Genomic DNA, 25,477 nt, shown 5'->3' on the forward strand with positions numbered 1-25,477 from the left:
GAACGATCAGCAGGCGTGCAGAACCCGCCGGCCGCGCGTCAGAGGGTCAGTACGTGCGCCGCACCCCTCGGGCCGCCACCTCGATGCGGTCGCGGGCCTCGATCAGGCAGGCCGCGATCTCCTTGTCGCGGCCCGCCGTCAGCCGTGGCACCGGCACCGAGACGCTCAGCGCGTCCCGCGGCGGGTAGGCGATGTCCAGGGCCGCGCCGAAGCAGCGCAGCCCCTCGGTGTTCTCCTCACGGTCGACGGCGTACCCGCGCTTGCGCACCCGCCGCAGGTCCGCCATCAGCTGGCCCTGGTCCACGATGGTGTTCTTGGTGAGCCTCGGCAGCTCCGAGGGGAGCATGCGGCTCACCTCGGCGTCGTCGCGGGTGGCGAGGATCGCCTTGCCGAGCGAGGTGGTGGACGCCGGCAGGCGGCGGCCGACCCGGGTGAACGGCCGCAGGTAGTGCCGCGAGGCGCGGGTCGCGAGATAGACGACGTCGAAATGGTCCAGGCGGGCCAGGTGGACGGTCTCCCCCGTCGTCTCGGCCAGCCAGTCGAGCGCGTCCCTGGCGATCTGGACGACCGGGTCGCCGTCGATGTAGGTGGCGCCGACGAGCAGCGCGCGCATGCCGATGCGGTACAGCGTGCCAGTGACGTCGGTCTCGATCCAGCCGAGGCCGACCAGGGTGCGCAGCAGCGCGTGCAGGCTGCTCTTGGGGTAGCCGAGCTTGCCCTGGAGGTCGGACAGGCTGTGCAGGCCGGGGTACTGCGCGAAGAAGTCGAGCAGCTCGACGGTCCGCACGGCGGACTTGACGTGCGGCACGGTGGTTCCCTGCTCGGCCATGTCCGCGTCTCCCTGCCCCACATCGTCCTCCATTCCGGCCGTCAGGCCTCCACGACGCGTCCGCCGAGCCAGGCGTACTCCGGGTCGTCCGGCGAAAGCTCTGGCAACTCCGAGGCGTACGCCTCGGCGTCGTCCTGCGGCTCGTAGCCGAGCGCGCGGCCCGCGGCGTGGTCCCACCAGTTTCGCGTATTCGCCGACACTCCCCACACGGCGGCGTACGTGAGATCAGGCGAGGTGAGGCACGCGTGCGCGAGCCGCACCATGTCACCGGGGCTGAGCCAGGTGGACAGCGCGCGCGGCAGCGGTGGACGCGGCGCGAACGTCCCGATGCGCAGCGCCGCGACGCGCATGCCGTACCGGTCGGTGTAGAACCGGCCGAGCGCCTCGCCGAACGCCTTGGACACGCCGTACAGCGAGTCCGGCGCCACCGCGACGTCCGCCGGCACGCTCTCCTGCCGCCGGACGAACCCGGCGGCGTGGTTGCTGCTGGCGAAGACCACGCGCTCCACGCCGGCGCGGCGCGCCGCCTCGAACACCTGGTAGGTGCCCTCGATGTTGGCCGGCATGACCCGCTCCCAGGGTGCGCTGGTCGAGGGGACCCCGGCCAGGTGCACGACGGCGCCGACTCCCTCCATGGCGCGCTCCAGCACCTCGGGGTCGGTGACGTCCCCCCTGATCGTCTCGAAGGCCGGGTGGTCGAGAGGTTCGCGGTCCAGCAGCCGCAACGTGTGGCCGTATTCGGGAAGTCCTTCGGTCAGGCAGGTGCCGATCCGTCCTGCCGCACCGGTCACAAGCACACTTTTCACCATGTGACCACCGTATGGGCCGCGATGTGGTCCTCGTCAAGATCGTCACCGAGGCCCGGTCTGTCCGGCATCACGACGTTCCCCGTCGCGTCGAGGGGGTCGACGACGGACCGCAGGTGCGGCGGCGGGGAGTCGTAGTCGGAGTGGGGGTGCAGCAGGCCCCGCTCGTACCACTCGCCGCACAGCGTGGCCCCGATCACGGCGAGCGCGCCTGAGCCGTTGCCGTGGATCTCGCAGCCCATGCCGAACGACTCGGCCGTGTGCACCGCCTTCACCGCGGGGATGATGCCGCCGGACCCGACGACCCCGACCCGCAGGATGTCGCACGCCTCGGCGGCGATCCACTCGGCCCGCGCCATGTGCTTGCCCCACGAGGTCTCCGGGCCGAGCACCGGCGTCGCGATCTGGTCGGCCAGCCACTTGTACGACCGCACCGACGCCTCCTCCATCGGCTCCTCCAGCCAGGCGAAGCCGAGCTCGTCCAGCGCGCGGCCGAGACGCAGCGCCTCGGTGCGGCTGTACCAGTGGTTGGCGTCGAGCATCAGCGCGACGTCCGGGCCGACCGCGTCGCGTACGGCGGCGCACGCCTCGATGTCGAGCGCGACGCCGTGCGGCATCGGCGGCATCCAGGTGTGCAGCTTGATGCCGCGGTAGCCCCGCGCGACGAGGTCCTTGCAGAAATCGGCGTAGTCGGCCGGGGTGGCGAGACCGCCGGGGATGTCGTCGCCGCACATGGTGCTGGCGTACGCGGGGACCGAGGAGCGTGCACCGCCGAGCAGCCGCCACACCGGCAGGCCCGTCCGGTGGCCGAGAAGGTCCCACAGGGCCTGGTCGACGGTGCTGAGCAGGCGGTCGGTGAGGTGGCCGTGCGCGCCGCGCTGCCGGCGGGCCAGGTCGTGCCACAGGCGCTCACGGTCCACGGCGTCCCGGCCGAGCAGCACCGGACGCACGTGCGCGTCGATCATGCTCTGGCGCAGCGTCTCCGGCGTGCTCAGGCACCGTCCGGTCGCGCCGTCGCTGTCGGTGATCTCCAGCAGGGCCTCGCGCACCTCACGTGGCGGCCCCGGGTGCCGGTGTCCGTGCCCGTCCACCACGGACCGCGTGACGGTGGTGAACACCGTGACGGTGACGCGTTCGATGACGGCCATCTCGCTCCCTTCGGTGCGGGGGTCCGGTCGCGGCGGGCCGGCGTCCACGGTCAGGTGGCGGACGCCGGCCCGCGCCGGATCAGTTGGGGTTGGCCTTCTTCCACTCCGCCTGCGCCTCGGTGAGCTTGCCGGCCAAGGTGTCCAGGAACTCCTGCGGCGTCATCTGCTTGAGCAGCACCTTCTGGAACAGCGGCTCGGTGTCGGCCTTGGTGATCGAGGAGAACTGCGGCAGGTGGTACGGCGGCGCGACGACCACGGTGCCGGGGTCGGCGAGCACGTCCGCCGCGTTCTTCAGGTACGGCCGCTCCCCCAGCCAGGAGTCACCCTGCGCCTCGGTGTTGGCCGGGATCTGACCGGTCTGCTGGTTCCAGTAGCTGTTGCTCTCCTTGGAGACCAGGAACTCCACGAACTTCCACGCGGCCTCCTTGTGCTCGCTGTTCTTGAACACCGCGAAGCCGTCCACGGGGTTGGCCACGACGGTGCGCTTGCCGGACGCGCCGACCGGCAGCGGGAACGCGTCCACCTTGTCCGCGCCGAACGCCTTGACGTGGTCGTTGTAGGAGCCGAGGTTGTGGTGCATCATCGCGACCTTGCCGCTGGTGAACTGCGCCACCATCTTGGGGAAGTCGTTGGTGACGTCCGCTTCGGGGGTGTCCTTCTTGAACAGCTCGGCGATCTTGGTGACCAGTTCGACGTTCTTGGGATCGTTCACCGTGCTCTTGCCTGAGGCGTCGAAGAACTGGGGGACGCCGGAGTAGGCGTACGCCTCGGCGAGCAACTGGAAGATCGACCCGGCGCCGCCGCGGATGGTCCAGCCGTACTGGTCGGGGGCCTTGGTGAGTTTCGGCACGGCGGCGAAGAACTCGTCCCACGTCTTCGGCGCCTCGACGCCGGCGGCGGACAGCTTGTCCTTCTGGTACCACACGACGTCCAGGTTGGAGGTGGCCGGCACCATGTACGTCTTGCCGTCGGCGGCGGTGTTCTTCACCGAGGTCAGCATGCTGCCGAGCAGCTTGCCTGACATGCCGCTGGACGACAGCCATCCGTCGGCGGGTTCGAGTGCCTGCTGGCCGACCAGGCCGGCGAGGTAGCTGGTGGTGACGCCGCCGACGTCAGGCGTGTCGCCGCCGGCGACGGCGGTGTCGTACTTCTGCTGCACCGAGGCGATCGGGATGCCGACGTACTCGACCTTGATGGTCGGGTTGGCCTTCTCGAACCGCTTGATGAGCTCGGTGTAGATCGGTGTGCGCACACCGCCGTTGTTGTCCCAGAAGGTGATGGTGGTGGGGGCCGCGCTCGTGCCGGGTTCCCCCGAGCCGGATCCGCAGGCGGTGGCGGCCACGGACAGCGTGAGGACGGCGACGGCGGCCGTCGTGGCCTTGGCGATGCTTCTCATGGATCGGTGTCCTCCAGTCGGGGGGTGCTACCCCTTCACGGCACCGGCGCTGATGCCGTGCACCAGGTAGCGCTGAATCACTGCGAACACGCACACGACAGGCAGCGCGGCGACCACGCCACCCGCCGCCAGGGCCCCGAAGTCGGCGCTGTACTCCCCGATCGTGTAGCTCAGGCCGACGGGGATCGTGAAGTTGGCCTGCCGGCTGATGAACATCAGCGCGAACAGGAAGTTGTTCCAGGTGTGGATGAACGCGAACGACCCCACCGCGATCAGCCCCGGCCGCAGCTGCGGCAGCACGACCGCGAAGAACGCGCGCGGCCGTGAGCAGCCGTCCACCATCGCGGCCTCCTCCACCTGGAAGGGGACGGCGGTGACGAAGCCGCTCATGAGGATGATGGACAGCGGCAGGTTGAACACCGTGTCCGCGACGACGAGGCTCCACAGCGAGTTGATGAGCCCGAGCTCACGGAAGATCGAGAACAGCGGGATCAGCATCATGGCGCCGGGGATGAACTGCGTGCACAGCAGCACGACCATGAACAGCCCGCGGCCCCGGAACCGGAACCGCGCGAGCGCGTACCCACCCATCAGCGCGATCACGGTGGTGAAGAACAGCGACAGCACGCCGACGATCACGCTGTTCTTGAAGAACACCGCGTAGCCGATGTCATTCCAGACCGTGGCGAAGTGGTCGAACGTGATCGGCCACGGCACCGGGGAGGTGGACCCGGCGGGCCGCAGCGCGAAGACGATCATCCAGTAGAAGGGGATCAGGGTGAACGCCAGGTAGAGCCCGAGCGGCACGTACAGCCGCAGCACCCGGCCGGGGTCGCGCACGTGCCGCGCCGGCGCGCCTCCCGGCGGGGTGTCCGGCGGCGCCTGCGCCGCCTGCCGGGGGATCACCTCGGTCGCCATGGAACCGCCCCTCATGCCTTGTGGTCCGCGCCGAACCGGCTCAGCCGCAGGTACACCAGCGAGAAGAACAGCAGGATCACGAACCCGGCGGTGGTCAGCGCCGAGCCGTACCCGAAGTCCTTGGCGTCGATGGCACGCTGCGCGACGTACAGCGGGAGCGTGGTGGTCACCTGCGCGGGGCCGCCGCCGGTCAGCGTGTAGATCAGGTCGACGTTGTTGAACTCCCACACCGCGCGCAGCAGCGTGGCGAGGACGATCGCGTCGCGCAGGTGAGGCAGCGTGACGTGCAGGAACCGCCGCACGCGGCCGGCGCCGTCCACCGCGGCGGCCTCGTACAGCTCGCCGGGGACGCCTTGCAGGCCGGCGAGCAGCAGGATCGCGAAGAACGGCACACCGCGCCACAGCTCGGTGACGACGATGGCGCCGAACACGGTGTCGGGGTTGCCGAGCACCGCGGCCTCCGGCGCGCCGAGGTAGCGGACGATGCCGGTGGTGGGGTTGTAGAGCAGGATCCAGATGCCGGTGGTGAGCACCCCGGAGACGGCCCACGGCGAGAAGACCAGGGACCTGGCCAGGCCTCTGCCGATGAATGTTTCATTGACGATCAACGCGAGCGCCATGCCGAACACCAGTTGCAGCGCGATCTCGACGACCACCCACTTGGCGGTGAAACCCAGGCTGGACCAGAACAGCGGGTCCTCCAGCAGCATGCGCCGGAAGTTGTCCAGGCCGGCGAAGCCGTCCGACCATGGCCGGGTCAGGTTGTAGTGCTGCAAGCTGTAGTACAGGACGCTGCCGATGGGGTACACGAGGAAGATCGCGATCAGCAGCACGGTCGGGGAGATCAGCAGGTACGGAGCCCAGCGCGGCGTCCGGGGTCGTCCGGTTCCTCCAGCCACCTCGCGCTCCGATCGATAGGCACACACATTCCTGAACGACGTTCACGCATGTGGACGCGCCGTCAACGTAGGAACGCCGGACGGCGGCTGTCAAGCCTCCGACAGGTAACCGGAACATTTCCAATGGCGCTCGACAGGGTTTCCGCCGCTCTCTTGACCCGGAGGGCTTGGCCGTCTTACGTTCCTCGTGTTCATATACATGAATCATGTTCTCGCATATGGACATCGGAAAGGACCGCATGACAGTGCTGGCGGACAAGGCAGGCGGGCCGCTCTTCTTCCCCGTCACTCCCTGCGACCCGCGTGAGCGGCTCAACCTGGACGCCTTCCGCGCGCACGTCCGCGAGGGGGTCGCCGCGGGATGCGCCGGCGTGTTCGCCTGCTGCGGGACCGGCGAGTTCCCGGCCCTCGGCCTGGACGACTACGCCGCCTGTGTCGAGGCCGCCGTCGAGGAGACGGCCGGCCGGGTGCCGGTGATCGCCGGCACCGGGTACGGCACCTCGCTGGCCCTGACGTTCGCCGCCGCCGCCGAGAAGGCCGGCGCCGACGGGCTGCTCGCGCTGCCGCCGTACCTCGTGCACGCCGACCAGGAGGGCCTGCGGCGGCACTACGAGAACCTCGCCGACGGCACCGCGCTGCCGGTGATCCTCTACCAGCGCGACAACGCCGTGTTCGAGCCGGACACCGTGGTCGCGCTCGCGCGGCACCCCGGCGTCGTCGGCCTCAAGGACGGCCACGGCGACCTGGACCTGATGCAGCGCATCATCAGCGCCGTGCGCTCACAGGACGGCGAGCTGCTGTACTTCAACGGCCTGCCGACCGCCGAGATGTCCGCGCTCGCCTACCGCGGGCTCGGCGTCACGCTCTACTCCTCGGCGGTGTTCTGCTTCCTGCCGGCCGTCGCGGTCCGGTTCCACCGCGCGCTCGTCGACGGCGACGACGCCACTTGCGCGCGGCTCATCGACGGGTTCTACCGGCCGTTCGTCGAGCTGCGCCGCCAAGGCAGCGGGTACGCCGTGTCCCTGGTCAAGGCCGGCGCGCGGCTGCGCGGCCTGGACGCGGGCCCGGTGCGCGCGCCGCTGTGCGAACCGGCCCCCGAGCACGTCAAACGACTCGGCGAGCTGATCGAGCGAGGGCTCGCGCTCGTCGAGGAGCCCTGACCCGCACCCCACGTCTCCCCGCCTGCCTGAGGCGGGACCTCCGCCTGACCCAGGAGGTACATCCCCCATGAGAACACCTTCACGCCGGGCCGCCGTCGCAGCGGCGGCCCTGTGCGCGGCCACCGCGCTCGCCGTACCGGCGGGGCCCGCGTCCGCGCACGGCGTCCCCCTCGGCCGGCAGACCCTGCCGGCCGGCGACGGGTGGGGGTCGTCCGGCGCCGGCACCACCGGTGGCGCCGCCGCCGACGCGGCACACGTGTACACCGTCACCACGCGGGCCGCGCTGGTCGCCGCGCTGAACCGCGCCGACCCCACCCCGAAGATCATCTATGTGAGAGGCGTCATCGACGCCGCCACCGGTGACGACGGCCGCAGGCTCACCTGCGACGACCACGCCACCGGCGGCTACACACTCGACGGCTACCTCGCCGCGTACGACCCGGCGGTGTGGGGCCGCGACACCGAGCCGGCCGGGCCGATGGAGGACGCGCGCGCCGCCTCGGCGGCGCGGCAGACCGCGTGGATCAAACCCAAGGTGGGATCCAACACCACCATCGTCGGGGTCGGCCACGCGGTGCTGAAGGGTTTCAACCTGCACATCGACAAGGCCGACAACGTCATCATCCGCAACATCCACTTCCAGGACGCCTACGACTGCTTCCCGCAGTGGGACCCCACCGACGGCGCGGACGGCAACTGGAACTCGTTGTACGACAACGTCTCGGTCACCGGGTCCACGCACGTGTGGGCCGACCACAACACCTTCGACGACGGTGACAACCCCGACTCGGCCCAGCCGCTGTACTTCGGCCGGCCCTACCAGGTGCACGACGGCCAGCTCGACATCACCAGCGGCTCCGACCTCGCGACGGTGTCGTGGAACCGGTTCGCCGGCCACGACAAGACGATGCTGATCGGCTCCACCAACAACCCGGCCACCGACCTCGGCAAGCTCAACGTCACCGTGCACCACAATGTGTTCGACACCATCCTGCAGCGCGCGCCACGGGTACGGTTCGGCCAGGTGCACGTCTACAACAACCACTACGAGGTGCCGGACGGCGCCGGGTACGTCTACAGCTTCGGCGCCGGCGTGCAGTCCAAGATCTACGCGCAGGACAACTTCTTCCGGCTCGGGGCCGCCGTGCCGCTCGGCGAGATCATCTACAACTGGGGCGGCACCGCACTGCACGCCGAACGCAGCCTGGTCGCGCAGGGCCACCGCGTGCGTACCGTGGATCTGCTGGCCGAGCACAACGCGACCCACGACCCCGACCTGTCCCCCGACGTGGGCTGGACCCCCACGCTGCACACCCGGATCGACCCCGCTGTCGTGGTCCCGCTCACCGTGCCCCTGCTCGCGGGGGCCGGCCGGCTGCGCTGACGCGGCGGGCCACCGGGCGGCGGCCCGGAGCCGGACGGGTCCCCCGGCTCCGGGCCGCCGGCGTCACATCACCTCGGCGAGCCAGCGCTCGTGCGTGCCGTCGAACGGCGGACGGCGGTCACGTACGGCGTCCATCAGCCAGGCGGATGAACGCTCGGCCTCGGCGACGACGTCCGGCGGGTAGCCGTAACGGACCCGGTGCTCGGCGAACTCGTCGGCGTCGTCGAGGAACGTCTCGCCGTCCCGCAGGCGGATCACGTCGAGGTCCAGGTCCACCATGGTCACCAGGCCGTCGCGCCAGCGCGGGACGGTCGTGATGTCGCAGTAGACCTCCAGGCGCTCCGGCGGCGCGTTGAAGTTCACGGTGAACCACGCGTCCCTCGGGAACAGCATGACGAAGGCGTGGTCCCAGACCAGGGACACCTCGGTGCCCCGGCCACCTGGAGTGTTCACCGGGCATCCGGTCCAGACGCCGTGCTCGTCCTCGCCGAGCAGCCGGCCCTGGTGGTGCCAGTGCAGCGAACCGTCGTACTTGGTGTAGCGGACCGCGACCGCCGCACCGAAGGCACCGGGGGCACCGGTGACGACGGGTGGCGGATCGGCTCCGAGTTCGGTCATGACGGCTCCTCACGACGGCGACAGGTCCCGGCGAGAAACCTACGCCGGATCCGGTCCCGTGCGGCGGCCACGGCACGCGGGACGGTCAGAGCTCCCCGTACCGGTCGACGTACTCGCCGGTCGATCTCTGCGGCTGTGGGACGGTCAGACCCCCTCGCGCCGGTCGACGTTTCCACGTGCTCGCCGGTCGATCTCCGGCTGGGGGACGGTCAGACCTCCGCGTGCCGGTCGATCCCCAGCGTGGCGATGAGGTCCTCGTGGAGTTCGAACCACACCCGGTGGCAGGAGTCGACGTCGGTGCGGTCGACCCATGCGCCGTCGCCGCCTCTGGCCCGGTCGAGCGCCGCGGTGAAGCGTTCGTCGTATCCGCGAAAGCGCGTGAGCACCTTCGCGAGCCGATCCCCCAGCGGCGTGAGCGCACGGCCGACGCAGGCCAGCTCGGCGAGGACTCCGGCGTCCCAGACCGGATCGCTGTGGTCGTTGACGGCGAGCCGGTCGCCGCCGGCGGGCCGCAGCTGCCAGTCGGTGCAGGCTTTGAGAAGCATGGCGTTCAGCGGGAGGAACCGACGGTAGACGTCACGCACCTCGTCCGCGCCGCCGGCGCCGGTGAGTTCGTCCGCGAGGCGGCGTTCGTTCTCGGCGCGACCCGCCTCGGTCAGCGACCAGCCGCCGGTGCCGGCGAAGGACGTGTGCGTGACCCAGCCCCGTGCCTCGGCGTCGCGCAGTTCCTCTTCGGTCTCGGCCGCACCGAGTCCGTACCGGCGAGCCAGCACGGGGGTGTCGGCGAACCCGGTGACGCGCACGGCGTGCAGCACCAGCAGGCCGAACGAGGAGTCCCGCGTCATGCGCCACCATCCTGTCGCGCGGCCAGGCGGTTGAAGTGCTGCTGGCACGCCTGCGGTGAGTTGAAGCCCATCGCGTGCGCCATCTGGGCCCAGGTCAGCCCCGCGCTCCTGGCCACGAACAGCAAGGCCGATTCGAGCCCGTCGGTCTCCGCGCGTGCCGCCGGCAGCAGGGTGAGCACGCTCAGGACGTCCTGCGGACCGAGGTCCGCCTGACGCCACACGGCGAACTGCACGAGATCGGACGCCGACGGCGGAACCGGCGGTGGCCGCCACGGTCGTGCCTCCAGCGCGTCCGCACCGAGGCTCATGAGACGCGCACGCGCGTCCCGCTCACGCCGGGCCTGGAGCTGGTCGGCGTGAGTGGTGTGTGTGATGTCCGGCTTGCGAGGCATGCCACTCATGCTGCACAATCAACAAAATGTTGTCAACAAAATGTTGATGACGTGATCGTGCTCGTACGTCGATGGCAGCTACCGCCGGGAGGCGCCGCCGGTGCTCAAACCCCTGGTCGAGGTCCCCGCGACAACCCGCGAACAACCTGGTGGAAGGCGCAGCCAGTGCTCGTACCTCTGACAAAGGCCGCCGCCGGGACCTGCGGAGGCAAGGCCGGCACGCTCGGTGTTCTGCTGCGCGCGGGACTGCCGGTTCCCGACGGCTTCGTGGTCCCGTTCACCGCCTCCCCGGCGTCGGGACTCGCACCGCCGGAGGGTGGCGGCGCGGCGCGGCAGGTGACCGAGGCCGACCCGCTCCAGACCTCCCTCGCCGACGCGCTGACACGTGCGCTCGGGGATCTCGGCGACCCGTACGTGGCGGTGCGCTCGTCGGCGGCGGACGAGGACACCATTCAGGCGTCGGCGGCCGGACAGTACGAGAGTTTTCTCGCCGTGCGGGGGGCCGAGGACGTCGCCGGCGCGGTGCGTGCCTGCTGGGCCTCCTTGTCGTCGGCGCGTGCGGCCGGCTACCGGGCCCGGGACGGACGGACGGCCGGTGAACCCGCGATGGCCGTCCTCGTGCAGCGCCATCTGGACGCCGAGGTGTCCGGGGTCATGTTCACCCCCGCCGGCGCCGGCGACGCGACCCGGATCGAGGCCGCATGGGGTCTTGGTCCGAGCGTCGTCCAAGGGACGGTCACCCCTGACACCTACCGGATCGCCGGGGACGGATCGGTGGCCCGCACCGTCGCGGACAAGAGCACCCGGCTCGACCGGCACGGCACGCGACTGATCGTCGGCGACGTCCCCGCGCGCGACCGGCACCGGCCGTCGATCGGCGACGCGACCGCCAGGCGGCTCGCCGCGCTCGGCGACGAGATCGCCGCCGTGCTCGGCGGACCACAGGACATCGAGTGGGCCGTCGCCGAGGGCCACGTCTGGATCCTTCAGGCCCGGCCGGTCACCGCCACCCCTCCACCGTCCGGCGTCCACGAAACCCCACCGGCCCCGTCCGCCGGAACACCGGCCGCGCTCACCGGAACACCAGGGAGCCACGGGACGGCGACCGGCGCGGCGAGGATCGTCCGTGGTCCTGCCGACTTCGCGCGCGTCCACCAGGGAGACATCCTGGTCTGCCGCTTCACCGACCCCGCGTGGACGCCGCTGCTGCGTGTCGCCGCCGGTGTGGTCACCGAGGTCGGCGGCGTGCTGTCCCACGCGGCTATCGTCGCCAGGGAGTACGCCATCCCCGCCGTACTCGGCGTGCCAGACGCGACGAGCAGGCTGCGCGACGGCGGTGCCGTCACCGTCGACGGCACCGCCGGCACCGTGACCCAGGAAGGCCGATCATGACGACCCGAGTGCTCTACCTGGTACGCCACGGCGCGGCCGACGCGACGGGAGAGCTCACCGCCGCCGGCCACCGGCAGGCGGGCCTGCTCGGCGAACGGCTCGCCGGCCTGCCGGTCGACGCCGTGTGGCACTCCCCGCTGCCGCGCGCCGTGGCGAGCGCGCACGAGATCGCGCGGCACCTGCCGGACGTCCCCGTGCGCGAGGCCGCCGAGCTCACCGACCATGTGCCGTACGTGCCGAGCGCGGCCGAGACGCCGCCGCGCTGGACCGGCTACCTCGACGGCTGCGACGACAAGGAGGCGGCAATGGGCCGGAGACTCGCCGATGCCTTGGTCGCGCGGTTCGCGAAGATCCCTGACGCGAAGGCCTCAGACGCGACCGAACCGAGGTCGGCCGGAGCAACCGCGAGCGAACCGAGCGCAAGCGAACCAGACGCGACAGGACCAGACGTGCACGAGGTGCTGGTGACGCACGCCTTCCAGATCGCGTGGCTGGTGCGGCACGCGCTGGACGCGCCGCCGGCGCGGTGGCTCGGGCTGAACAGCGGCAACGCCGCGCTGACGGTCATCGAGTACCGCGACGACGCGCCGCCTGCCGTCGTGGTGTTCAACGACATGAGCCACCTCCCGGCCGATCTGCGCTGGACGGGTTTCCCCGAGCGCGTCAGGCCGTGAGGTGGCTCGCGCCGGCCGGACCTCCACGATCACCGCGGAGGTGGCTCGCGCCGGTCAGACCTCCACGATCACTGGGATGATCATGGGCCGGCGGCGGTAGCTCTCGTTGACCCAGCGGCCGACGATGCGCCGGGTCACCCGGCGCATCTGCTGCAGGTCGGCGACGCCGTCGGCCGCCGACTCCTCCAGGGCCTTCTCGATCAGCGGTATCACCGCGTCGAACGCCGCGAGCTCGATGCCGGAGCCGCGCGCGTACACCTCGGGGCCGCCGGTCACCTTGCCGGTGGTGGAGTCCACCACCACGACGACCGAGATGAAGCCCTCGTCGCCGAGGATGCGCCGGTCCTTCAACGCGACGTCGGTGACCGCGCCGACCGACGAGCCGTCCACGTAGACGTAGCCGCACTGCACCGCACCGGTGATGCGCGCACGGCCGTCCACCAGGTCGACCACGACGCCGTCCTCGGCGATCACGATGTGGTCGTCCGGCACGCCGGTCAGCGCCGCGAGCTTGGCGTGCGCGCGCATGTGGCGCCACTCGCCGTGCACCGGCATGAAGTTGGACGGCTTGGTGAGGTTGAGCACGTACAGCAGCTCGCCGGCCGCGGCGTGGCCCGAGACGTGCACCAGCGCGTTGCCCTTGTGCACCACCCTGGCACCCCAGCGGGTGAGCCCGTTGATGACCTTGTTGACCGCGGTCTCGTTCCCCGGCACCAGCGACGACGCCAGCACCACGGTGTCACCCTCGGCCACCCGGATCGGGTGGTCGCGGTTGGCCATGCGCGACAGCGCCGCCATCGGCTCACCCTGCGACCCGGTGCAGATCAGCACCACGTCCTCCGGCGGCCACTCCTCGATCTCGCGGGAGTCGACCAGGATGTCGGCGGGAACCCGCAGGTAGCCGAGCTCACGGGCCACCGTCATGTTGCGGACCATGGAACGGCCGATCAGCGCGACCTTGCGGCCGTTCTCCTCGGCGGCGTCGAAGATCTGCTGCACACGGTGGACGTGCGAGGCGAAGCACGCGACGATGATGCGCTTCTCGGCGCTGCGGAACACCTCGTCGATCACCGGTCCGATGGTGCGCTCGCTCGGCACGAAACCGGGCACCTCGGAGTTGGTGGAGTCCGACATCAGCAGGTCCACGCCTTCGGCGCCGAGTCTGGCGAAACCGCCGAGGTCGGTGAGGCGGCCGTCGAGCGGCAACTGGTCCATCTTGAAGTCGCCGGTGTGCAGCACCAGCCCCGCCGGGGTGCGCAGCGCCACGGCCAAGGCGTCGGGGATGGAGTGGTTGACCGCGAAGAACTCGCACTCGAACGGCCCGAAGCGGCGCCGCTCCCCCTCGGCGACCTCGACCTTGACCGGCTGGATGCGGTGCTCGGTGAGCTTGCTCTCGATCAGGCCGAGCGTCAGCATCGAACCGACCAGCGGGATGTCGGATCGTTCACGCAGCAGGTACGGCACCGCGCCGATGTGGTCCTCGTGCGCGTGGGTCAGCACGACGGCCTCGATGTCGTCGAGACGGTCGCGGATGTATTCGAAGTCCGGCAGGATCAGGTCGACCCCCGGCTGCTCGGGCTCGGGGAACAGCACTCCGCAGTCGACCACCAGCAGACTGCCGTCGAACTCGAAGACGGCCATGTTGCGGCCGATCTCACCGAGGCCGCCGAGCGCGACGATGCGCAGGCCGTGCTCGGCGAGCGGTGGGGGCGGCCCGAGTTCGGGATGCGGATGGCTCATGTTCTCCCCCCGTGTGCACCGGCCCGGCGCGCGGGTACGGCTCCCTCGCCGAGCCGTCGCGCGCGGCGCGAGCCTTCTTCGCGGTATCTCTTTCGCAAACTATCCGTTCCTCCTCGCCGCGTGTACCCTGCGGCATCTTTCCGATATTGCGCAATATCTCGGCGTTCGGTGGTCCAGGCCGGATGAGCGGCGGCCCGATGGGCCGGGCCACCGCCTCCGGGTGGACGGTTTCAGTCGGCCAGCTTGACGCCGCCGGCGACCAGATCGGCCCGCAGCGCGGCGAACTGCTCCTCGGTGGCCTCCACCAGAGGCAGACGCAGCGGGCCGCCCCACTGGCCGACGAGGTCCAGCGCCGCCTTGGCCATGATCGCGCCTTGGGTGCGGTTCATGATGCCCGCCACCACCGGCAGCAGACGCTGGTGGATGTCCCTGGCGCCGTTGACGTCGCCGGCGCGGTAGCGGCCGATCATGTCGGCGAGCTGCGCGCCGACCACGTGACCCACCACGCTGACGAACCCGGCGGCCCCGACCGATAGCCAGGGCAGGTTCACCGCGTCGTCACCGGAGTAGAACACGAGCCCGGTGGCGAGCATGACCTCGGACGAGGCGAAGAAGTCGCCCTTGGCGTCCTTCACGGCGGCGACGCGGGGATTCTGGGCCAGGCGGATCAGCGTCTCGACGGCGATCGCCGTGCCGGTGCGGCCGGGGATGTCGTACAGCATCGCCGGCAGGCCGGTGGCGTCGGCCACCGAGGCGAAGTGGTGGTACAGGCCTTCCTGCGGCGGCTTGTTGTAGTAAGGCGTCACCAGCAGCACGCCGTGCGCGCCGGCCTGCTCGGCGGCCTTGGCCACCTCGATCGAGTGGGCCGTGTCGTTGGTGCCGACACCGGCGACCACCGTGGCGCGGTCGCCGACGGCCTCCAGCACGGCTCGCAGCAGCAGGTCTTTCTCGGCATCGGACGTCGTGGGGGACTCCCCTGTCGTGCCGCTGACCACCAGGCCGTCGTTTTTCTGCTCGTCGACGAGGTAGGTGGCCAGTCGTTGCGCGCGGTCGACGTCGAGAGCGCGGTCGGCGGTGAAGGGGGTGACCATGGCGGTCAGCATGCGGCCGAAGGGCGCGCCGGAGGATGCGAGTGGCGATGCCATAGACCGAACGGTACCCGGATCCGGTGGTGACGGTGGACCCCGCCACCCCGGTTCGCCGTAGTCCGCGAGGCGTCCGGCGGGGCCGGCGACGTTCCAAGATGGATAGAGGCCGCCGATATGTGCTCGGGGGTACACACATCGGCGGCCTCTATCCGAACAATCGTGGCGGCTTACGCGTGCGTTACACGGTTCTACGGAGAATTTTCGGCCGCTTCCTCGTGGCGGCGTTCCGGCGGGCCCTAAGGTCGCCGGCGGGATCGCCGCACGCCGGGAGCAGTGCGCATCTCTCACGCATCGTCGCACCTCGGCGGGGCCGGCGTTCGAATCACCGGATGGACCGGTCCCGATTTCCGTCACGCAGTGCCCCTGGAGAATCGCGTTTGGTAAAGTTGGGGCTCCAAGTTTCGGTCATTACTCCTAGTCGTCTAATGGTTACGGCAAGATAGGAAAACGATCTCCGAGTACTCCAGGGTGGACGGATGACTGGCAACGACCCGGTGTATCTACGTGTCGTCGAAGAGCTGCGGAGCCAGATAGCCGACGGCACGTTGCCACCCGGCGCGCCGATCCCCTCCCGCGCTCAGCTCACCCAGCGCTTCCGCGTCGGCGAGACGGCGGCCCGTCACGCGCTGCGCGTGCTCGCCGCCGAGGGTCTCATCGTCGGCAAGGTCGGCTCGGGCCACTACGTCCGTGAGAGGTCCGTCCTGCAGCCGTTGCAGCGCTGCCGCAACCTCGACCACGACGCTCCGTTCGCCGCCGACATGCGGGCCGCGGGCCGGCGCGCCACCTGGGACTGGCGCACCGACCAGGTCAAGGCCACCCGTGAGATCGCGCGCCGCCTGGCCCTCCCCGATCTCACCCCCGTGATCCGCACCCGTTACGTCTTCCGCACCGACGGCACCCCCATGCAACTCGCCACCTCCTACGAGCCCGCCGACCTGACCGGCACCCTCCGCCTCCCCGACGAGGGCACCACCGCGCGCAAGAGCCTGCTGGCCCGCCTGAGCGCCGCCGGCGTCAAGGTGACCGACATCCGGGAAAGCGTCCACACCCGGGTCCCGCAACCCCACGAGAGCGACCTTCTGGACCTTCCCTCCGGTGTCCACGTCCTCCATGTCGAGCGGACCCACTGGTCGGTGGACCGTCCCGTCGAGACCAGCGACGTGGTCGTCCCCGGCAACCGGTTCCGTCTCGTCTACTCGGTCCCCCTCGGCGCCTGACCACCGGGTCAGACACGGGTGCGCTGGGTGGCGGCGACGCAGAGGAGCACGGCCAGTGCGGCGGTGACGGTGGCGGGGTCGACCGGTTCCGCGAGCAGGAGCCAGGCCCACACCATGGTCAGCAAGGGCTGGAGCAGCTGGGTCTGGCCCGCGCGGGCTATGCCGCCGCGAGCCAGGCCCGCGTACCAGGGGACGAAGCCGAGGAACATCGAGACCAGGCCGACGTAGAGGAACCCGCCGAAGGCCGGCGCGGAGAACGACTGGTCGCCGAACAGCAGGAGGCCGGCGGTCACCGGGATCGTGACGGGGGCCGCGACCACCAAGGCGTAGGCGATCACCTGGAGTCCGGGGGTGTCGCGGGCCATGCGGGCTCCCTCGGTGTAGCCGACCGCGGCCGAGATCAGTGCGCCGACCAGCAGCAGGTCGGCGACGGCGAGACGGCCGTCGCCGCGTCCCACGGTGAAGACGGTGACCGCCAGGGCCCCCGCGACGCTCGCCACCCAGAACAGCACCCGGGGCCGCTCCCCGGCACGCACGACCGCGCACACGGCCGTGGCCAGCGGCAGCAGCCCGATGACGACCGCGCCGTGCGCGACATCGGCACCGGCGTGCAGGGCCAGCGCGCTGAGGACGGGGAAGCCGAACACCACGCAGAGCGAGATCACGGCGTACGACCGGAGGCGGGCTCGCGGCGGCAGCACGGGGGCTCCGGTGGCGACCAGGCACGCGACGGCCGCGACCACCGCCAGCGCTCCTCTGCCGATCGCCACGAAGTACGGGTCGAGGCCGCGCAGCGCGAACGCGGTGGCGGGAAGGGTCATCGAGAACGAGACGACCCCGGTCGCGGCCAGGGCCGTCCCCCACCGCAGGGAGCCACGCGCGGCGGCGGGTTCCGCACGGGGAAGCGGTATCTCAGCGGAGGTGATAGCGCTATTGTTATTTCTCATGAATGACGATAGCAGTATCGCCAGGATCGCCGCGATACTGCGCGACGAGGCCGACCGCGCCGGCGCCGGCGGACGACTGCCGTCCATGCGCGAGGTCTCCCGCCGGTACGGCGTCGGCCCGGTGACCGTGTCCCGCGCGCTGGCGATGCTGGCGGCCGAGGGACGCGTGGTGACGCGGCCGGGAAGCGGCGCCTTCGCCGCCGGGGACACCGCCGCCAAGGGAGACGCGGCCGACTTCTCGTGGCAGGCCGTCGCGCTCGAGGACCGCGCGGTGGGGGACGCCGAGGTCGCGACGTTGCTCAGCCCCGCGCCTGAAGGGGTGATCGCGCTCACCGGCGGCTACCCGCACCCGGACCTGCAGCCGCTGAAGGGGCTCACGAGCGCGGCCACGCGGGCCGTGCGCCGAGCCGATGTGTGGGGGGTTCCGCCGCTCGGCGGGGTCGACGGGCTGCGGCGGTGGTTCGCCACCGAGGCCGGAGGCGACGCCACGCAGGCCGACGTGCTGGTGGTCAGCGGCGGCCAGGCGGCCCTCTCGCACGCCTTCCGCGCGCTGACCGGACCCGGCAGGCCGATGCTGGTGGAGACGCCGACCTACCCCGGCGCGCTCGCGGCGGCACGGACCGCGGGGCTGCGGGTCGTCGGGGTGCCGGTGGACGAGCAGGGGGTGCGCGCCGACCTGCTGGCCGAGGCGTTCGCCGTCACCGGCGCCAGGGTGTTCTACTGCCAGCCGACCTTGCACAACCCCACAGGAGCCACCCAGCCGTCCCCGCGCCGCGAGCAGGTGCTCGCCGTGGCGCGCGCGGCGGGTGCGTTCGTCATCGAGGACGACTACGGCCGCTACCTCGCCGCCGGCGCCGTCCCGCCGTCGCTCATCTCCATGGACGTCCACGGCACCGTCGTCCACGTCAACTCCCTGAGCAAGGTCACCGCGCCGAGCCTGCGCGTGGCCGGGATCACCGCACGCGGCCCCGCGGCCCGGCGGCTGCGTGCCGCGCAGCTCGTGGAGTCGTTCTTCGTCCCCCGGCCCCTGCAGGAGACGGCGCTGGAGTTCCTCACCTCCCCCGCGTGGCGCCGCCACCGCGCGACGATCGCCACCGAGCTGCTCCCCCGCCGCGACGCCTTGGCCGCCGCGCTGGAACGGCATCTGCCGCAGGCGCGGGTGCGGCTCCTGCCTTCCGGCGGCCTGCACCTGTGGGTGCGGCTTCCGGGGGAGACCGACGAGACGGCCCTGGTGGAGCGTGCGCAGCGTGAAGGCGCGCTGGTCAGTCCCGGCGCCATGTACCACCCCGCCGAACCGCCGGCCCCGCACCTGCGTCTCACGCACACCGCCGCCGCGCACACCGGCGAACTGGCGGAAGGGGTGCGCCGGCTCGCCGCCGCGTATCACCACATCACCACGCATCCCGGGTCCGCGCACCGCTGACCCCGCCAGGCAGAGGGGTCCCGGTCCGCGGGATGCCGATACGGTGGGGGTGGGTCCCGCCTACGTGCGGTTCTTACGTGCGTTCCTTGTCGTGGATGTCCGGCCAGGCGCACGCAGGGCCGGATCGCTCGACGGGAACGTGACGACCGGAAAGGGGTCGGCGAGATGGCAGACGTGGGGGTGCGTGCCGCGCGGCGTGAGGACGTCACGGCGGTGACCGCCACCCAGATCCGCGCGTGGAGGTCAAGATTCGCCGGGTTCCTCCCCGAGGGTCCGCTGGAACAGATGACCGGTCCCTCGTCCGAGGCGCTGTGGCACCAGCAGTGGGAGGACGCCGTGGTCGCCCCGCCGAGCCCGCGCCACCGCCTGCTGGTGGCCGTCGAGACCCTGGACCTGCTGGGTTCCCTCGATCCCGGCCCGTTCCAGGGGGACGACCTCGGCCGGCCTCCGCTGGAGCCCGTCGCACCGGGGCAGTACGTCGTCGGCCTGGCGTCCCACTCCCCCGCCGAGGATCCCGACCTGGACTCCGCCAAGGCCGCCGAACTGCTCACCCTGCTCGTCGAGCCCGGCCACACCCGCCGCGGCCACGGCAGCCGCCTGCTCAACGCCACCGTCGATCATCTGCGTGAGGACGGCTTCTCCACCGTCGTCACGTGGATCTTCGCCGAGGACCAGGCGATGCACGGCTTCCTCTCCTCGGCGGGCTGGGCTCCCGACGAGGCCGAGCGGGTCCTCGACATGGGACGGCCCATCCGCATGATCCGTCTGACCACCGACATCAGCTGACCCCGGACCGCGAGGCAACGGCGACCTCCGGCGTCCGTTAGCCTGCTGGGCGGTTTGGGGTGAGATGAGAGCGCGGAGGGTGAGAGTGGCTACAGCGGGTCAGTGGGTCGCGGGAGCGCGGCCTCGCACGTTGCCTGCGGCGGTGGTGCCGGTGGCGGTCGGGACCGGGGTGGCGGTCTCGTACGGGGACGGCGTGTGGTGGCGGGCCCTGCTGGCGCTCGTGGTGGCGCTGCTGCTGCAGGTCGGGGTGAACTACGCCAACGACTACAGCGACGGGGTGCGCGGGACCGACGAGGGCCGGGTGGGACCGTTGCGGCTCGTGGGGTCGCGGGTGGCCACGCCTCGTGCCGTGCTGACGGCGGCGCTGGTGTGCTTCCTCGGGGCCGCCGTCGCGGGGCTGGTGCTGGTGGTCGTGACGCGGGTCTGGTGGTTGCTGGTGGTCGGCGCGCTCGCCATCGCGGCGGCGTGGTTCTACACCGGAGGAGAGCGGCCCTATGGGTACCGCGCGCTCGGCGAGATCTCGGTGTTCGTGTTCTTCGGTCTCGTCGCGGTGACCGGCACGTCGTATGTGCAGATGGAACGCCTGCCATGGCTGCCGGCGGCCGCGGCCGTCCCGGTCGGCCTGCTGGCCTGCGCGCTCCTGGTGGTCAACAACCTGCGCGACCTCACCACCGACGAACCGGCGGGCAAACGCACCCTGGCCGTGGTGCTCGGCGACCCCCGCACCCGCACCCTCTACGCCGCCTGCATGCTCCTGCCGTTCGCCGTGGCCCTGGCCCTGACCCCGGCCCGGCCCTTCGCCGCGCTGACCCTGCTCGCGCTTCCCCTGGCCGTCCCCCCGGCGCGCGCCGTCCTCACCGGAACCACCGGCGTCGCGCTGGTGACCACCCTCAAGCAGACCGGCCGCATCCAGCTCGTCTACGGCCTGCTCCTGGCCGTCGGCCTGGCCCTGTAGAGCCGGGGGTCAAAGATCCAGGAGGTGCTCCAGGCCCACGGTGAGACCGGGGAGGTCCCGGACGCGGCGGACGCCGAGGAGGACGCCGGGGGTGAAGGACGAGCGGTTCATGGTGTCGTGGCGGAGGGTGAGGGTCTCGCCGTCGCCACCGAGGAGAACCTCCTGGTGAGCGATCAAGCCGGCGAGACGGATGCCGTGGACGCGGACGCCGTCGACGTCGGCGCCGCGTGCGCCGGGGAGCTCGCTCGTGGTGGCGTCCGGCATGGGAGCGAGGCCGGCTTTGCGGCGGGACTCGGCCACCAGCTCGGCGGTGCGGCGCGCGGTGCCTGAGGGTGCGTCGGCCTTGTTGGGATGGTGGAGCTCGATGATCTCCACCGACTCGAAGAAGCGGGCCGCCTGCTGCGCGAAGTGCATCATCAGGACGGCGGCGATGCCGAAGTTGGGGGCGATCAGCGCGTTCACACCGGGGTTGTCCGCCAGCCAGCCGCGGACGGTGTCCAGACGGGAACCGTCGAAGCCGGTGGTGCCGACCACGGGGTGGACGCCGTGCTCGACGCACCACTTGAGGTTGTCCATGACGACGTCGGGGTGGGTGAAGTCGACCACGACCTCGGCGGCGGACAGCGCGTCGATGGGATCGCCGGCGTCGATCGCCGCCACGAGCTCCATGTCGTCGGCCGCGTGCACGGCCTTGCACACCTCGACACCCACGCGCCCCTTGGCGCCGAGAACTCCTACCCTGATCACGGACCAAGCGTAGCGCCAGGCCACCGGTCGCGCGGACCGGGGACCAGGCGCGTACGCGGGTCAGGCGATGTGCGCGGAGAAGTCCTTGCCGGAGTACGGGCCGATCACGGCGAGGCTCATCGGCTGAGCGATGATCTCGCGGGCCACGGCGTCGATCTCCTCGGGGGTGACCGCGTCGATCCTGGCGAGGACCTCGTCCACCGACATCAGGGTGTCGTACACCAGCTCGCTCTTGCCGATGCGGGACATGCGCGACCCGGTGTCCTCCAGGCCGAGCACGAGGCCGCCGCGCATCTGGCCCTTGCCACGCGCGATCTCCTCGTCGGTGAGGCGCTCGGCGACGACGCGGTCGAGTTCCTCGCGGCAGATCTTCAGCACTTCGTCGATCTTGCCGGGGAGGCAGCCGACGTAGACACCGAACTGGCCGGTGTCGGCGTACTGCGCGGTGAAGCTGTACGCCGAGTAGGCGAGGCCCCGCTTCTCGCGGATCTCCTGGAACAGCCGGGACGACATGCCGCCGCCGAGCGCGGCGTTCAGCACGCCGAGCGCGAAGCGCCGGTCGTCGGTGCGGGACAGGCCGACGGTGCCGAGCACGAGGTTGGCCTGCTCGGTGGGCCGGTCCACGACCTTCACCCCCGAGCGCGGCTCGGCGCCGTCGCCGGACAACCGCGGCGGCCGGGGCTCGGCGGACCCGCCGAGCGCGCCGGCGCGCTCGTAGGCCGCGGCCACGAGCTCCACCACCCGCTCGTGGGTGATGTTGCCGCACACCGACACCACGGTGTACGGCGGCAGGTAGTACCGCTGGTAGTACTCGGCGATGCGGTCGCGCGAGAGCGCCTGGATCGACTCCACCGACCCGAGGATCGGCCGGCCGAGCGGCGCGTCGCCGTGGAGCACCGCGGAGAACTGCTCGTGCACCACGTCGGAGGGGTCGTCGTCGTGCATGGCGATCTCTTCGAGGATCACGCCGCGCTCGGACTCGACGTCCTCGGCGGTGACCAGCGACGAGGTCACCACGTCGGCGAGCACGTCGATGGCGAGCGGCAGATCCTCGTCGAGGACCCGCGCGTAGTAGCAGGTGTACTCCTTGGCGGTGAACGCGTTGATCTCGCCGCCGATGCCCTCGATGGCCGCGGAGATCTCCAGCGCGTCCCGGGTGGGGGTGCCCTTGAACAGCAGGTGCTCAAGGAAGTGGGTGGCCCCCATGTGCTCGGACGCCTCGTCACGGGATCCGATGCCGACCCAGGCGCCGACCGCGACGGAACGCACGGTCGGCATCGTCTCGGTCACCACGCGGAGCCCGCCGGGCAGGACGGTGCGGCGTACGACGCCGGCACCGTCCTTACCGGGGTGCAGAGTGGTGGTGATCACGAGTTGCGGTCGTCCCGTCCGCCGCGGGTGCGGGTACGGCGCGGCCGGTCGCCGCGCGGCTCGGACCGCTCGGACCGCTCGGCCTCGCGCGGCTCGGCGTCGCCGGCCGCGTCGCCGCCACCGGACTCGGCCCTGGCCGCGCTCTCCTTCTCGATGACCTCGACCGGCACCAGGGACAGCTTGCCCCGCGCGTCGATCTCGGCGATCTCGACCTGGACCTTGTCGCCGACGTTCATGACGTCCTCGACGTTCTCGATGCGCTTGCCGCCGTGCAGCTTGCGGATCTGCGAGACGTGCAGCAGGCCGTCCTTGCCGGGCAGCAGGCTGACGAACGCGCCGAACGCCGCGATCTTGACGACCGTGCCGAGGTAGCGCTCGCCGATCTCCGGCATGTGCGGGTTGGCGATCGAGTTGATCGTGCTGCGCGCCGCCTCGGCGGACGGGCCGTCGGTCGCGCCGATGTAGATGGTGCCGTCGTCCTCGATCGTGATCTCGGCGCCGGTGTCGTCCTGGATCTGGTTGATCATCTTGCCCTTCGGGCCGATGACCTCGCCGATCTTGTCGACCGGGACCTTGATCGTGATGATGCGCGGCGCGGTCGGGTTCATCTCCGCCGGGGAGTCGATCGCCTCGCGCATGACGTCGAGGATGGCGAGACGTGCGGCCCTGGCCTGCTTGAGCGCCGAGGCGAGCACCGTCGCGGGGATGCCGTCCAGCTTGGTGTCGAGCTGGAGCGCCGTGATGACGTCACGGGTGCCGGCGACCTTGAAGTCCATGTCACCCATGGCGTCCTCGGCCCCGAGGATGTCGGTCAGCGTGACGTACTGGTCACCCTCGCCGATCAGGCCCATCGCGATGCCGGCGACCATCTCCTTGAGCGGCACACCGGCGTCGAGCAGCGCCATCGTGGAGGCGCAGACCGACCCCATGCTGGTGGAGCCGTTGGACCCGAGGGCCTCCGACACCTGGCGGATGGCGTACGGGAACTCCTCGCGGCTCGGCAGCACCGGGATCAGCGCGCGCTCGGCGAGCGCGCCGTGGCCGATCTCGCGGCGCTTCGGCGAGCCGACGCGGCCGGTCTCACCGGTGGAGTACGGCGGGAAGTTGTAGTTGTGCATGTAGCGCTTGGTGCGCTCGGGGTTCAGCGTGTCGATCATCTGCTCCATGCGGAGCATGTTGAGCGTGGTGATGCCGAGGATCTGGGTCTCGCCACGCTCGAACAGGGCCGACCCGTGCACGCGAGGCACCACATGGACCTCGGCGCTGAGCTGCCGGATGTCCTTGGTGCCACGGCCGTCGATGCGCACACCCTCGCTGATCACGCGCTCGCGCATGAGCTTCTTGGTGAGCGAGCGGAACGCGGCGGAGATCTCCTTCTCGCGGCCCTCGAAGTCGGAGGCGACCTTCTCGGCGGCCAGGGCCTTGACGCGGTCCAGCTCGGCCTCGCGCTCCTTCTTGCCCGCGATGGTGAGCGCGGAGGCCAGCTCGCTCCGGACGGCGCCGGCGACGGCGTCGTAGGCGTCCTCCTGGTAGTCCAGGAAGATCGGGAACTGCTGGGTCTCCTTGGCGGCGGCCTGAGCGATCTTGTTCTGCGCCTCGACGAGCACCTTGATGAACGGCTTGGCGGCGTCGAGACCCTCGGCCACGGTCTCCTCGGTCGGCGCGACGGCGCCGTCGGCGACCAGCTTGAGCGTGTCGCGGGTGGACTCGGCCTCCACCATCATGATCGCGACGTCGCCGTCGTCGAGCACCCGGCCGGCCACGACCATGTCGAAGGTCGCGCCTTCCAGCTCGGCGTGGGTCGGGAAGGCGACCCACTGGCCGTTGATCAGCGCGACGCGCACGCCGCCGATCGGGCCGGAGAACGGCAGGCCCGCGAGCTGCGTCGACAGGCTCGCGGCGTTGATCGCCACGACGTCGTACAGGTGGTCGGGGTTCAGCGCCATGATGGTCGCCACGACCTGCACCTCGTTGCGCAGGCCCTTGACGAAGGACGGACGCAGCGGACGGTCGATGAGGCGGCAGGTGAGGATGGCGTCCTCGGACGGCCGGCCCTCACGGCGGAAGAACGAGCCGGGGATGCGGCCCGCGGCGTACATGCGCTCCTCGACGTCCACGGTGAGGGGGAAGAAGTCCAGGCTCTCCTTGGGATGCTTGGACGCGGTGGTGGCGGACAGGACCATCGTCTCGTCGTCGAGGTAGACGACGGCGCTTCCCGCCGCCTGGCGCGCGAACCGCCCGGTCTCGAACCGGATGGTACGCGTGCCGAAAGAGCCGTTGTCGATCACGGCCTCTGTGCTGTGGACACCCTCCACGGGGGACCTCCTTTTGGTCGGTCGCCCGCGTCCATGCGCTTGATCACACTCGCTGGGGGCACGCGCCGGGCCGGGCGGCGGTCGCCGCGCTCAGGCGAGGCGGTGCCCGGCTCCGTCGTGCCGGTTCCCCGTCATGTGCAGCGCCGGTCTTCGATCGAAGCACCCGGGTCGCGGCGGCACGCCGTCGACATCCGGAAGCCACTACCGAGGACCGGCCCGCAGGCGTCACGGGGACGCTCGTACTGTGCGGACGCGGGGCACTGGTTCGGCTGTTGTTCAGTTGTCTGGTAGGCCAGTTTGCTCACCGGCGGGCCCGTGCGCGTCGCGACGCGCCGTCTCCTCGCGGTCCTAGCCAGGGAGGCCTTGC

General features: G+C 71.1%; 23 protein-coding genes. 8 read left to right on the top strand and 15 right to left on the bottom strand.

From position 1 onward, the window contains the following. Positions 1-46 precede the first annotated feature (46 nt). From BJ992_RS22810 to BJ992_RS22835, 6 genes are all read right to left on the bottom strand, one after another. Entirely contained in the window at positions 47-829 is a 783-nt protein-coding gene (locus tag BJ992_RS22810; protein ID WP_184984269.1) for an IclR family transcriptional regulator, read from the bottom strand. Positions 830-870: 41 nt separating this feature from the next. Next, the gene (locus BJ992_RS22815; RefSeq protein WP_184984271.1) at positions 871-1,638 is read right to left on the bottom strand and encodes an NAD-dependent epimerase/dehydratase family protein; all 768 of its coding nucleotides are present in this window, start codon (positions 1,636-1,638) and stop codon (positions 871-873) included. Then, positions 1,632-2,783, bottom strand: coding sequence for an enolase C-terminal domain-like protein (locus tag BJ992_RS22820; protein WP_184984273.1), 1,152 nt, complete (start codon positions 2,781-2,783; stop codon positions 1,632-1,634). Before BJ992_RS22820 ends, BJ992_RS22815 begins: the two co-directional genes overlap by 7 nt. A 79-nt stretch (positions 2,784-2,862) precedes the next feature. Beyond that, complete coding sequence (locus BJ992_RS22825) at positions 2,863-4,179, bottom strand: ABC transporter substrate-binding protein (protein WP_184984275.1); 1,317 nt, start codon at positions 4,177-4,179, stop codon at positions 2,863-2,865. A 27-nt stretch (positions 4,180-4,206) separates the two neighbouring features. Next, positions 4,207-5,097 carry a carbohydrate ABC transporter permease gene (locus BJ992_RS22830; protein ID WP_184984277.1) on the bottom strand — a complete coding sequence of 297 codons (891 nt, stop codon included), beginning with the start codon at positions 5,095-5,097 and terminating at the stop codon, positions 4,207-4,209. An 11-nt stretch (positions 5,098-5,108) separates the two neighbouring features. Beyond that, positions 5,109-5,996: a carbohydrate ABC transporter permease gene (locus tag BJ992_RS22835; protein ID WP_343072809.1), complete on the bottom strand. Its 888-nt coding sequence runs from the start codon at positions 5,994-5,996 to the stop codon at positions 5,109-5,111. Positions 5,997-6,235: 239 nt separating this feature from the next. Here BJ992_RS22835 and BJ992_RS22840 point away from each other — a divergent pair, with 239 nt between their 5' ends. Both BJ992_RS22840 and BJ992_RS22845 read left to right on the top strand, forming a co-directional pair. Next, the gene (locus tag BJ992_RS22840) at positions 6,236-7,156 is read left to right on the top strand and encodes a 5-dehydro-4-deoxyglucarate dehydratase (protein ID WP_184984282.1); all 921 of its coding nucleotides are present in this window, start codon (positions 6,236-6,238) and stop codon (positions 7,154-7,156) included. Positions 7,157-7,223: 67 nt separating this feature from the next. Next, positions 7,224-8,540, top strand: a complete 1,317-nt coding sequence (locus tag BJ992_RS22845; protein WP_184984284.1) for a pectate lyase family protein — start codon at positions 7,224-7,226, stop codon at positions 8,538-8,540. 63 nt (positions 8,541-8,603) lie between these two features. Here the strand turns inward: BJ992_RS22845 and BJ992_RS22850 are convergent, their stop codons facing one another. From BJ992_RS22850 to BJ992_RS22860, 3 genes are all read right to left on the bottom strand, one after another. Further along, the gene (locus BJ992_RS22850) at positions 8,604-9,158 is read right to left on the bottom strand and encodes a DUF402 domain-containing protein (RefSeq protein ID WP_184984286.1); all 555 of its coding nucleotides are present in this window, start codon (positions 9,156-9,158) and stop codon (positions 8,604-8,606) included. A 209-nt stretch (positions 9,159-9,367) separates the two neighbouring features. After that, the gene (locus BJ992_RS22855; protein WP_184984288.1) at positions 9,368-10,003 is read right to left on the bottom strand and encodes a transcriptional regulator; all 636 of its coding nucleotides are present in this window, start codon (positions 10,001-10,003) and stop codon (positions 9,368-9,370) included. Further along, on the bottom strand, positions 10,000-10,395 hold the full coding sequence (locus tag BJ992_RS22860; RefSeq protein WP_184984290.1) for a DNA-binding protein: 396 nt from the start codon (positions 10,393-10,395) through the stop codon (positions 10,000-10,002). Before BJ992_RS22860 ends, BJ992_RS22855 begins: the two co-directional genes overlap by 4 nt. A 165-nt stretch (positions 10,396-10,560) precedes the next feature. Between BJ992_RS22860 and BJ992_RS22865 the strand changes: the two genes are divergently transcribed. Both BJ992_RS22865 and BJ992_RS22870 read left to right on the top strand, forming a co-directional pair. After that, positions 10,561-11,787: a PEP/pyruvate-binding domain-containing protein gene (locus tag BJ992_RS22865; RefSeq protein ID WP_184984292.1), complete on the top strand. Its 1,227-nt coding sequence runs from the start codon at positions 10,561-10,563 to the stop codon at positions 11,785-11,787. Continuing rightward, positions 11,784-12,461, top strand: a complete 678-nt coding sequence (locus BJ992_RS22870; protein ID WP_184984294.1) for a histidine phosphatase family protein — start codon at positions 11,784-11,786, stop codon at positions 12,459-12,461. Before BJ992_RS22865 ends, BJ992_RS22870 begins: the two co-directional genes overlap by 4 nt. Positions 12,462-12,515: 54 nt before the next feature. On the opposite strand, the gene BJ992_RS22875 is transcribed toward BJ992_RS22870, so the two are convergent. Further along, positions 12,516-14,201 carry a ribonuclease J gene (locus tag BJ992_RS22875; RefSeq protein WP_184984296.1) on the bottom strand — a complete coding sequence of 562 codons (1,686 nt, stop codon included), beginning with the start codon at positions 14,199-14,201 and terminating at the stop codon, positions 12,516-12,518. Positions 14,202-14,431: 230 nt separating this feature from the next. Continuing rightward, positions 14,432-15,346 (bottom strand): 4-hydroxy-tetrahydrodipicolinate synthase, encoded by a 915-nt coding sequence (dapA, locus tag BJ992_RS22880; protein ID WP_184984298.1) that lies wholly within the window; start codon positions 15,344-15,346, stop codon positions 14,432-14,434. Between the two features lie 479 nt (positions 15,347-15,825). Between dapA and BJ992_RS22885 the strand changes: the two genes are divergently transcribed. Next, entirely contained in the window at positions 15,826-16,566 is a 741-nt protein-coding gene (locus BJ992_RS22885; protein WP_184984300.1) for a GntR family transcriptional regulator, read from the top strand. A gap of 8 nt (positions 16,567-16,574) precedes the next feature. Here the strand turns inward: BJ992_RS22885 and BJ992_RS22890 are convergent, their stop codons facing one another. Continuing rightward, complete coding sequence (locus tag BJ992_RS22890) at positions 16,575-17,513, bottom strand: DMT family transporter (protein WP_184984302.1); 939 nt, start codon at positions 17,511-17,513, stop codon at positions 16,575-16,577. Between BJ992_RS22890 and BJ992_RS22895 the strand changes: the two genes are divergently transcribed. The 3 genes from BJ992_RS22895 (at position 17,512) to BJ992_RS22905 (ending at position 20,677) form a co-directional block, all read left to right on the top strand. Beyond that, complete coding sequence (locus BJ992_RS22895) at positions 17,512-18,936, top strand: aminotransferase-like domain-containing protein (protein ID WP_184984304.1); 1,425 nt, start codon at positions 17,512-17,514, stop codon at positions 18,934-18,936. The genes BJ992_RS22890 and BJ992_RS22895 overlap by 2 nt on opposite strands. A gap of 165 nt (positions 18,937-19,101) precedes the next feature. Beyond that, complete coding sequence (locus BJ992_RS22900; RefSeq protein ID WP_184984306.1) at positions 19,102-19,722, top strand: GNAT family N-acetyltransferase; 621 nt, start codon at positions 19,102-19,104, stop codon at positions 19,720-19,722. Positions 19,723-19,807: 85 nt separating this feature from the next. Continuing rightward, positions 19,808-20,677: a 1,4-dihydroxy-2-naphthoate polyprenyltransferase gene (locus BJ992_RS22905; protein ID WP_184984307.1), complete on the top strand. Its 870-nt coding sequence runs from the start codon at positions 19,808-19,810 to the stop codon at positions 20,675-20,677. A gap of 9 nt (positions 20,678-20,686) precedes the next feature. On the opposite strand, the gene dapB is transcribed toward BJ992_RS22905, so the two are convergent. Genes dapB through BJ992_RS22920 form a run of 3 tightly spaced genes read right to left on the bottom strand, consistent with a single transcriptional unit; the run spans position 20,687 to position 25,110 of the window. After that, a complete protein-coding gene (gene dapB / locus BJ992_RS22910; protein WP_184984309.1) occupies positions 20,687-21,424 on the bottom strand; it encodes a 4-hydroxy-tetrahydrodipicolinate reductase in 738 nt (245 codons plus the stop codon). A 60-nt stretch (positions 21,425-21,484) separates the two neighbouring features. After that, positions 21,485-22,792, bottom strand: coding sequence for an insulinase family protein (locus tag BJ992_RS22915; RefSeq protein ID WP_184988749.1), 1,308 nt, complete (start codon positions 22,790-22,792; stop codon positions 21,485-21,487). Next, positions 22,792-25,110, bottom strand: coding sequence for a polyribonucleotide nucleotidyltransferase (locus BJ992_RS22920; protein ID WP_184984311.1), 2,319 nt, complete (start codon positions 25,108-25,110; stop codon positions 22,792-22,794). Before BJ992_RS22920 ends, BJ992_RS22915 begins: the two co-directional genes overlap by 1 nt. Between the last annotated feature and the right edge of the window lie 367 nt (positions 25,111-25,477).

Origin of the sequence: Sphaerisporangium rubeum, from assembly GCF_014207705.1 — a bacterium.
GTDB lineage: Bacteria > Actinomycetota > Actinomycetes > Streptosporangiales > Streptosporangiaceae > Sphaerisporangium > Sphaerisporangium rubeum.